Raw genomic sequence first — 9,888 nt, forward strand, 5'->3', positions numbered from 1 at the left:
AAACAGCATTTTAACTGACAAAATCTATGAAACGAATCCGTACGTATAGACGGGTTACACTGGCTGCTCAACTCGCTCTGGCAGCGGGCTTGGCTTCGTTTATTTCCAGGGATACACAGGTTCAGGACAAACCCGACGAAAGCCGGTTTACGCCCGTCACCGTCGTGGAAGATTTGGATGAGCCCATGACGTTTGAAGTCATGAAAGATGGAACCGTTTTCATCATTGAGAGGAAAGGTGGACTGAAACGCTACAACCCTAAAACCAAATCGGTAGATCTACTCGCGACGATTCCGGTTAATACCAAATACACCAGTAAGGAAGGGAAAGTTACCGAAGCTGAAGAAGGACTGATGGGCATGACCGTGGATCCTAACTTCGCTCAAAACCATTGGATCTACCTGTACTACGCCCACCCCACCGAGCACAAACACCTGCTGACTCGCTGGAAAGTGGGTGAAGATGATTTGCAGGAAAATTCCGAAAAAGTACTGCTCGAAGTACCGACGCAACGGGAAGTATGCTGCCATACGGGTGGAGGCATGACCTGGGACAAAGCGGGCAACCTGTTCCTTACCGTCGGTAACAATACCGGAAATCAGAAAGCGGCTCAAACCGACGAGCGACCCGGCCGCAGTAGTTGGGACGATCAGGGACACGCCGGAAATACGAATGACCTACGCGGAAAAATCCTCCGCATTCACCCGGAAGCGAACGGCACGTATACCATTCCTACCGGAAACTTGTTTCCCAAAGGTACCGCCCAAACCCGTCCAGAAATTTATTCGATGGGTCACCGCAACCCCTGGCGAATTTCGGTGGATAGCAAAACGGGTTACGTGTACTGGGGAGAGGTGGGTCCGGATGCTACGGAGGACTCGGAAATTGGCCCTCGCGGTTACGATGAATTAAACCAGGCTCGTAAGCCCGGTAACTTTGGCTGGCCCTGGTTTGTCGGAAATGATCAGGCATTTCCCGTATACGATTACGAAAAGAATAAGCCACTGGAAAAGAAAGACCCGCAACGGCTAGTAAACAATTCTCCGAACAATACGGGTTTGAAAGAATTACCTGCGGTAGCTCCGAACTTCATTTACTACCCCTACGGCGTTTCGGAAACCTTCCCACTCGTGGGTACGGGTTCGCGAAGTGCGACCGGCGGACCGGTATATCACCAGTCGGATTTCAAGGGAGCGAAACGTCCCTGGCCTGCGTATTATGAAGGCAAGTGGATTGTTACTGATTTTTCCCGGGGTTGGATTATGGCCATTACCATGAATGAACAGGGGGATTATCAGTCGATGGAACGGGTATTACCCAGCTATCATCCGGTCGAACCGATTGACATGAAGTTCGGTCCCGAGGGTGATATGTACGTGCTGGAGTACGGAAGCAACTGGTTCCGCAAAAGTGACAATGCCCGGCTGGTTCGCATCGAGTATAACAGTGGAAACCGCAAACCTATCGTGCAGGCATCGGCCAGTAAAAAAGGCGGAACCGTTCCGCTGAAGCTGACCCTCTCAGCCGATGGCACCAAAGACTACGACGGTGATGCTTTGAAATATCAATGGAAGGTAAGTTCGGCGGGCGGTACGCCCAAGATATTTACCACCGCGAATCCATCCCTGACGCTTGACAAAGCGGGCGTATACACGGCAACCCTCACGGTAACGGATGCCAAGGGAGCGTCGAATAGTCAGTCGGTGAAAATTACGGCTGGCAATGAACCTCCGGCAGTCGCCATCAATCTCTTGGGTAACAAAACTTTCTTCTTCCCGAATCAGCCGATTCAGTATGAGGTAAATGTGGCGGACAAGGAAGATGGCAGTCTGGCAGACGGGAAAATCACGCCGGCCCGGGTTGCACTCAGTATGGATTATACGTCAGAGGGGTTTGATTACGCGGAAGTGATTCAGGGTCAGCGGAGTGTGGACGCTTCGACCCAGTACGCAGTCGCTCAGACACTGATCAGTCAGAGTGACTGTAAAGTCTGTCATCAGGTGGGTACGAAATCAGTAGGTCCGAGCTTTACCGATATTGCCAACAAGTACAAAGGTGATGAAAAAGTGAAAGACCGCCTGGTGCAGAAAATTCGGAACGGTGGTGTCGGCGTTTGGGGCGAAGTAGCCATGCCCGGTCACCCGGCCATGTCAGTAGCGGACGCGAATGTGATTGTCAATTACATTCTCAATGTCACGACCAAAACCTACAGCACCCTACCGACCAAAGGCAAGTATACCCCGGAAATTCCAAAGGATGATAACGGCCGGGGTTCCGTGCTGGTTCGCGTAGCGTATACCGACCGTGGCAATACTATCAATGCGAAGACCATTCCGATGCTGACGTCCGAACAACTCATCGTGCTGCACAGTCCGCAAATGTATGCCGCCGAAGCCGCCGTGGTACAGGGTGCTGACCTGAAAGTCCGCGGCATGGGCAAGGGTACCAACGTAATCCCCTATGCCAATGCACTCATTGGTTTCAAGAACATTGACCTGACGGGCGTGAAACAACTGGAAATGGGTGCGACTGTTCAGGATCGCGAAGGAAACGTGGGTGGTACCATTGAAGTGCACCTGGATTCACCCACCGGCCCCCTCTTGGGTGAAACCAAAGTAACATTGGCCCCCCCCGTAGATGTGGAAAAAGTGATGGCCCAACTCGAATCCGGCGACACGACGAAGACCGGCAGTAAGGTTCCTGCCAAACGGGATCCTTTCTACCGGCCACCCGTTCGCGTGAAACTGAAAAGTACGGAAGGTCAACATGACTTGTACTTTGTTTTCAAGAATCATACAGCCAAACCTATCCAACCGCTGATGACGGTTTCGACCATCAAGTTTATGGATTAGGGTCATTTTAACATTAACAAAAAATCCCGGCTTATCACCGGGATTTTTTTGTTAGTTGCCTTCCAGTTCCGTATCCTTTTCTTCATTGCTCTTTCTTTTCTTTGACCTGAACTTTTCCGTCAGTAATTTAGTAGATTACATTCTGGCACTTTCTTTTCCCTGCCATTCCTTTCTAGTATTGAGATTCTTTGATCTATGACCCAAATTTCCTGCGGGATTGACTTTGGCACGTCTAATTCCAGCATTGCCCTAGCCCACGAGGGCACTATTCATCTGGTTCCTGTTGAAAATGAATCAGTTACCATTCCGAGTGCTTTGTTTTATCGCCGCAATGACCGCCACACGTATTATGGTCGCAAAGCCATTCAGTTATTTCTGGATCGAGAGGAAGGTCGTTTTATGCGAAGCCTCAAGCGAGTGCTGGGTACGTCCATCATGAAGCAGGGTACGTTTGTGAATGGAACCCTGATGAATTTCAGCACCATCATCGCTACTTTTTTACAGCAACTGAAAGAAAAAGCAGAAGCAAATGCGGGTCAATCCATTGAGCATGTAGTACTCGGGCGACCCGTTCATTTCATTGATAATGACCCCGCGGGCGATGCTCAGGCCCAGCGAGAATTACATGCGATCGCCGAACGCATTGGGTTCAAACACATTGATTTTCAGTACGAACCCATCGCCGCGGCCTTTGCTCATGAAGTGAATTTGACGGAAGAGAAGTTGGCCCTGGTAGTGGATTTGGGTGGTGGTACTTCTGATTTTACGGTCATTCGGCTGTCTCCGGAAAACCGTACGAAAGCCGATCGTACCTCGGATATTCTGGCCAATACGGGCGTACGGGTGGGTGGCAACGACTTTGATAAAGATCTCAGTCTAAGTGAGATCATGCCCGAGCTGGGGTACAAAACTACGTTTGGAGAGAAGAAACTCGATGTACCCCTCAAGCCTTTTCACGACCTGGCGGACTGGAGTAAGGTAAACTTCCTGTATACGCCGAAAATGCTCATGCAAACCCGGCAAATTTTGGGGCAATCTCAGGACCCCAAACGCTACCAACGACTGTTGAAAGTACTCGAACAGGAGTCCGGCCACAGCCTATTAGCAGCGGCCGAACAAGCTAAAATCGCTCTCACATCATTGACGGAGCACGAGATGCCCTTTGATTTTCTGGAAAAAGATTTTAGTATTCCCATCCAGCGATCCCAGTTCGAATCAGCCATCACCGACGAAGTTGAGAAAATTTCCGGAGCGGCAACGGCTTGTCTTCAGGCAGCGGGCGTTTCGGCCGAAGCGATTGATCTGGTCATTTTGACGGGCGGTTCAACGGAAGTTCCACTGATTCAATCGGAATTTCGCCGACTTTTTCCGAAAGCCTCACTGGCGGATGAAAACAAACTTTCGAGTGTCGGTTTGGGCCTGGCCTATGATAGTCAGTATAAATTCTCAGCTCAGTAAAAGAACTGAGAACTTATTGATACTGAGGATCTGGCAAAGAAACGATGTTCCACCAGTACCGCCGGAATTCCTTGAAATAATCAACCCACTGCTGAATCAGCGTGGGTTTTATTATGTACGAACTTCCGCCCGTCTCATAGCACCGGCTGATGTCTGTCGCATCACTGGAGTGACTGAGTACAATGGTTGGAATGTGATAAAACGAAGAGTTTTTCGATTTTATGGCCTGGAGTAAACGCAAGCCTTCTTGCGAACTGGGTAAATACAAATCCAGTAAAATTACTTTAGGCAGAACGTGTAATTTAGACTTACAATCGTTAAGGTACGTCATGGTTTTTGAAGCATCCGACATCCAAATCACTTCTACCTCCGGTAACTGCTGCTTTAATACTGACTCAATTAAAAACCAATGATCCGGGTTATCTTCTACAACTAAAAGTTTAGCCTTTCTAAAATTACGCGGCGTAGTATCTTTATTCATGGGTGGTGGCGAGATGCATTTCAATAGATCATTGGCAAAGATACGGGTAATTCTTCAACTCCCTTGGCCAACAAAGTCCTATTATTCAAGGATTATTTCTAATTTAATTAGACCATAGTTAAATGAATTTATCACAATTGAATAGCAGACAAATAGTTTAATAAACTATTCTAAATGAATGACTTAATTGATTTTATCGAAATACATTATCTGTATTTAATATAAATAAAAAGAAAACCTGCTCGCATCTACAAGCAGGTTTTCAATATTTGTTACTTCAGTTACATAAGGCTCTTTCAAGCCGTTCCTATTATGTGTTAAAAATGTAGTACCAATAAGCAAAAACTCCCGTTGTCCGTCGACAAACGGGAGCTGAGTAGCTACTCTATCTCTCAACACATTCCGCCAAATGCGAAAGAGATTTGAGTATATAACCGATCTACAAACCGATTGTTTTGCAATCATTGAAACGGTTGCCTACCCTAGATCATTACACTCCCATAAACTAAGTACATACACTCAATTTTGCCTTTTTTTAATTTGTATTGAAAGAATATTTTTTTGTATAGCACATAATTGAGTCCTTAATTTAGAATTTACTTGTACGCGAGTAGGTCGAGTCTTTTCTTTGTAATACTAGCTTAACCCGCTGCTTTCTAGTACATCTCAGGCACGGGTAATACCACCATAGTCCGTCATTAACTATTCAGGATAGTCATCGATGGTTCTTGGTGAAGATGCCTTTGTTTATACCGCTATAAACCTTATCATACGCCAAATCAGTACATGCTTTTCGGTTCTACCCCAGATAGCAGGGACGAAAATTTCAATCCCTCCACCCTTCATCAGCTCCACGAACAGGGCGAACATTATCGTTACGCACTTGAAGCAGCCGGTGTAGGCACTTGGGATTGGAATATGTTACGGCATACCATTCACTGGGACAGTATATGTCAGGAACTCTTTGGTTTCCCCAATACCAGTATTGTAACCTATACGGAGGTCATCAGACACATCCATCCCGACGATTATACGGTGTTACGGCATGCCATCCAAGCCGCTATCCAATCGCCGCAACATTGCACTTGCGACGCCCAGTTTCGAACCGTCATGAACGGAAAACAGCGTTGGTTGCACGGCAAGGGCAAAGCCTATTTCGATGAGGCAAACCGTTTGTATCGGTTTGCCGGAAGTGTACAAGACATCACGGAAGAAGTACATACGCGACAGGTTCTTCAGGATAACGCCAGTATTTTTGAAAGTATTACGCAGGCAGTTCCTGCAGCTCTGTGGATGTCTGACCAACAAGGCCTTACCACGTATATTAGCCAGAAATGGGGAGACTGGACCGGTCGTCATTTAGCAAGTCACCTGGGCATAGGCTGGTTAGATGCCATCGTTACAGAAGATCGCGAAAGAGCGTCCCAACTGTTTCAGGCCGACTTCCAAGCCCGCCGACCGCATCGGAATGAATTTCGGATTGAGCACCTGGATGGCTCCCTTCGTTGGGTTGATTGTTCGGGAAATCCGCATTACGATTCAAACGGGCAGTTTAAAGGTTACGTCGGAGCTGTACTGGATATTACAGATCGGGTCATCACCCAGCAAAAACTAAAAATCAGCCAAGATCATTTTTACAATCTCATCTGGCAAGCTCCTTTTGCCATCGGTCTGTACGTAACCGAAGACATTCGCATCGAGATGGCGAATGATGCTCTGCTAAAGATGTGGAGTAAGGATGCTTCCGTTATTGGCAAGAAACTGAGCGAAGCATTACCCGAGCTGAAAGATCAACCCTTTGAAGCGATTCTCAAAGAGGTTTATCGCACTGGTATACCTTATGAAACGCAGGAACAACGAGCTGAACTGTACGACGGCGATCAGCTTCGCCCGTACTGGTTCAAGTTTACGTATAAGCCCTTACTAAATGAGCGAGGTGAAGTCTGGTCGATCCTGCACATGGCCGTTGATATTACGGAGCGAGTACTAGCTCGGCAGAAGATTGCCGAGGCCGAAGAGAATCTCCGCCTCGCCATTGATACCGCCGAGCTGGGTACCTGGTATTTCGATCTTCAGCGTGGAGAAATTAGTTTGTCGGATCGCATCAGTGATTGGCTGGGTACAGAAGCCGTGTCGGACCTAGAATCCCTGTTACTCACTATTCACCCCAAGGACGTTGAGCACATCGGCAATAGCTTAAATCGGGCCATTCAGGCAGGATATTCAGCACCCTGTGATGAAGAATTTACGATCATTAATCGACTTACGGGACAGGAACGCATCGTTCACGCTCAGGCCCGTACACTAACCAACGAAGACGGTCTGGCCTATGCTCTGACGGGTACGGCCCAGGATATTACCAATCAGAAACTGGTTAAACGAGAGCTGGAACGACTCGTCCAACAACGTACCGAAGCACTGCGACTGAGTAATTTGGAATTAGAACAATCAAACGAGAATCTTCGGCAATTTGCTTTTGTAGCAAGTCACGATTTACAGGAACCGCTCCGGAAAATACAGTCATTTATAACCTTATTGTACAATTCAGAAGCTCAGCTGCTCAGTACTAAAGGGGCCAGTACACTCGATCGGATCCACGCTTCGGCCCGCCGGATGTCTACGTTAATCAACGACCTTTTGGTTTTTTCTTCCCTTACTCAAAAAGAAATCCCCATGGCTCAGGTATCCCTTACCTCGCTGGTGGAAGAAGTACTGGAGGATTTGGAAGAATCAATTCAGCAGGAAAATGTGCGACTGGACGTTAGTAAACTACCGAGCGTATGGGGGAATGCGTCTCAACTGAAGCAACTCCTGCAAAATCTGTTGACCAATGCCTTAAAATTCGGGGCCATTGACCGACTAAATCACATCCAAATTAGCGGCAGTCAGGTAGCAGAAGAAATCTCGGAAACGTTCAATGGATTTGTTCGTTTCTATCACTGGATTGAAATTTCGGATAGCGGTATAGGATTTGAACCGGCGTATCAGGATCGCATTTTCCAGATGTTTCAACGTCTGCATTCGAAAGAAAAATACGAAGGAACGGGGATTGGACTAGCCATATGCCGAAAAGTGGTCGAAAATCATCATGGTACCATCACCGTTTCCAGCATCCCTGACCAAGGAACTACCTTTCGCATCTATTTACCTGCAATGCCTCCCCTACCTATTTCGTAAAATGCTCTCTTATAAGGCATTAGTGATAAAACTTCGAATGGATACGGAGCGTACCACCTCGCTACAAAACACCGTCAATCCTTCTTCATCTAGCGTATTCCACTGCTCATAGGCGGCGTCCTGTCTGAGCGATGCCGCGACGGCGTAGGCGATGGAACAAGTTAAATCACCAATTACCTGTACGCGTTCGATGGTCTGCTCAAGCCCATCCGTTGACTTCAAATGGCGAGCCCAAAACCGTACGGATTCTACCTGAGCTACACTTTCTATTTTCTGTTTGAGACGATCGATACGTTGAGTGGACTGCCCGTAATGCTGATGAACAAAGTTTTCGTAGAGGGGTTCATTCCCAATGATTGCTAACGCTTCAATTAGCTTTCTTTTCTGTTCGGCGGTTAACATAATTTTAATTCATTAAAATAAATTACTCAGAAATCTTTGTTGGTACTCAACTTATCCTATGCCTATTTACAAAAGGTTTAGAACGGTTTTTTAGGCCCTAATGGCTAAATCGTATCGTACCATTTCAGATTAATAATTTAGTTATCAAGGTTAACGATTAGCCAATTATATAAGATGGCGAATGTCGCATATTACACTCACTAAAACCAGACGAAGATCATGAAATTTATCAAATTTATTACGCAAAAATACAACCAGGAAGTTCAGATTAGGGCTTCAGCCATTGTAGCTTTCGAAGAAGTAACGAATGATACGACGGGTATTTATCTTGAAACTAGCCACTATTTAATTATAAAAGAATCGTATGCATCGGTTGCCAATAGTATCACCACTGCCCTAGAGCCGGAACATCAAGATGACAAATTTGGCTTTTCATAATATTGATTACCAGTACTTTATAGACAACACCAATACAAACATTAAATGCCATCTCAACGAATTTAATGTTTGTGTACTGACTAGCTTTTGAAGGGTTTTTCTATGCATTAGACACATGGCGTATTCACTACAATTGAGATTTATTATAGTATTCTATCTATTTGTGGCTAGTTTTTATATAGCTAATTCCTGAATCTTTTATTATCAGATGATAAAAATATAAGCAGACAATCAGGCAGGTTGATTCCATCATCTTGGCCTATTTAGAAAGATAAATGGTATGCAGCTATAGCACTAAAAAAGGTAAGTATTGGCCAAGCTGATCATGATTAAAGGTCAGCCTATAAATTTCTCAGTTTTAAAGGCGGCCTCTATCAAGGCTAGTTCAGTAGCACTGAATTACTTTAAAGAATAGTATCAATCAATACCCTTGCTTTTCAGTTTAAGTCACCTTTCGTTTGCATTAATCTTATGGCTAGCCTATAAGCACAATAACCGAATACCTTCGGTCACAGTTAGTTACTAAAAAGAGAAAGCCCTACGTAGGTAGGGCTTTCTCTTTCCTAATCTAGTTGCAAACAGAGAGTCAGGAGGGTTAGTGATCAGTTTGTTAAAGCTCTCCACCCGAAGTAGAGAAGCATAATCAAATCTAAAAAAGATTTTTGTTTAGAGCAAGCTTTCTGCCCATTTTTTGAAAGACTTGTTAACACAAACGGCCTGGTCCCACAGGACAGGCCGTTTAGAGATTAGATCTTCAAGCCGCCACTCTCCGATCTTAGTACCTATCTAACGCTAAGGATAGAATTTACAGTATATACAGAAAAATAATTTTTTAAGAAAATAGAGTAAACGTTTTTACGCTGTTTCAAAGACTCGACTGACGCCTGAGCTACTCAACTAGCGGACGGAATACCCCAAGCACGTTATTTTTGCTCGTATAGCCGTAATCATTTAAACGTATACTGCTATGAAACAGGAAGAGATTAATGCCAAGAAGGCCGCCAGTCCGAATGGATTGACCGACACTTCCATTGATGGACTTAGTGGAGTATCAAGCGAAGTACCTTTAAAAGATGCTCC

At 45.7% G+C, this 9,888-nt stretch carries 6 protein-coding genes; 4 read left to right on the forward strand and 2 right to left on the reverse strand.

Annotated elements, in window-relative coordinates; genetic code table 11:
* Positions 1–26 precede the first annotated feature (26 nt).
* Complete coding sequence (locus ACOJTG_RS00915; protein ID WP_420152075.1) at positions 27–2,852, forward strand: PQQ-dependent sugar dehydrogenase; 2,826 nt, start codon at positions 27–29, stop codon at positions 2,850–2,852.
* A gap of 195 nt (positions 2,853–3,047) precedes the next feature.
* Positions 3,048–4,310: an Hsp70 family protein gene (locus tag ACOJTG_RS00920; protein WP_420152076.1), complete on the forward strand. Its 1,263-nt coding sequence runs from the start codon at positions 3,048–3,050 to the stop codon at positions 4,308–4,310.
* 13 nt (positions 4,311–4,323) lie between these two features.
* Here ACOJTG_RS00920 and ACOJTG_RS00925 read toward each other — a convergent pair whose 3' ends face one another.
* Positions 4,324–4,791, reverse strand: a complete 468-nt coding sequence (locus ACOJTG_RS00925) for a response regulator (protein WP_420152077.1) — start codon at positions 4,789–4,791, stop codon at positions 4,324–4,326.
* Between the two features lie 786 nt (positions 4,792–5,577).
* On the opposite strand from ACOJTG_RS00925, the gene ACOJTG_RS00930 reads away from it, so the two are divergent.
* Complete coding sequence (locus ACOJTG_RS00930; protein WP_420152078.1) at positions 5,578–7,968, forward strand: PAS domain S-box protein; 2,391 nt, start codon at positions 5,578–5,580, stop codon at positions 7,966–7,968.
* 9 nt (positions 7,969–7,977) lie between these two features.
* Here the strand turns inward: ACOJTG_RS00930 and ACOJTG_RS00935 are convergent, their stop codons facing one another.
* On the reverse strand, positions 7,978–8,370 hold the full coding sequence (locus tag ACOJTG_RS00935) for a hypothetical protein (RefSeq protein ID WP_420152079.1): 393 nt from the start codon (positions 8,368–8,370) through the stop codon (positions 7,978–7,980).
* A 219-nt stretch (positions 8,371–8,589) separates the two neighbouring features.
* Here ACOJTG_RS00935 and ACOJTG_RS00940 point away from each other — a divergent pair, with 219 nt between their 5' ends.
* The gene (locus ACOJTG_RS00940) at positions 8,590–8,808 is read left to right on the forward strand and encodes a hypothetical protein (RefSeq protein ID WP_420152080.1); all 219 of its coding nucleotides are present in this window, start codon (positions 8,590–8,592) and stop codon (positions 8,806–8,808) included.
* The last annotated feature ends 1,080 nt before the right edge of the window (positions 8,809–9,888 follow it).

The sequence above is a fragment of the Siphonobacter sp. genome (genome assembly GCF_048595215.1).
Taxonomy (GTDB): Bacteria; Bacteroidota; Bacteroidia; order Cytophagales; family Spirosomataceae; genus Siphonobacter.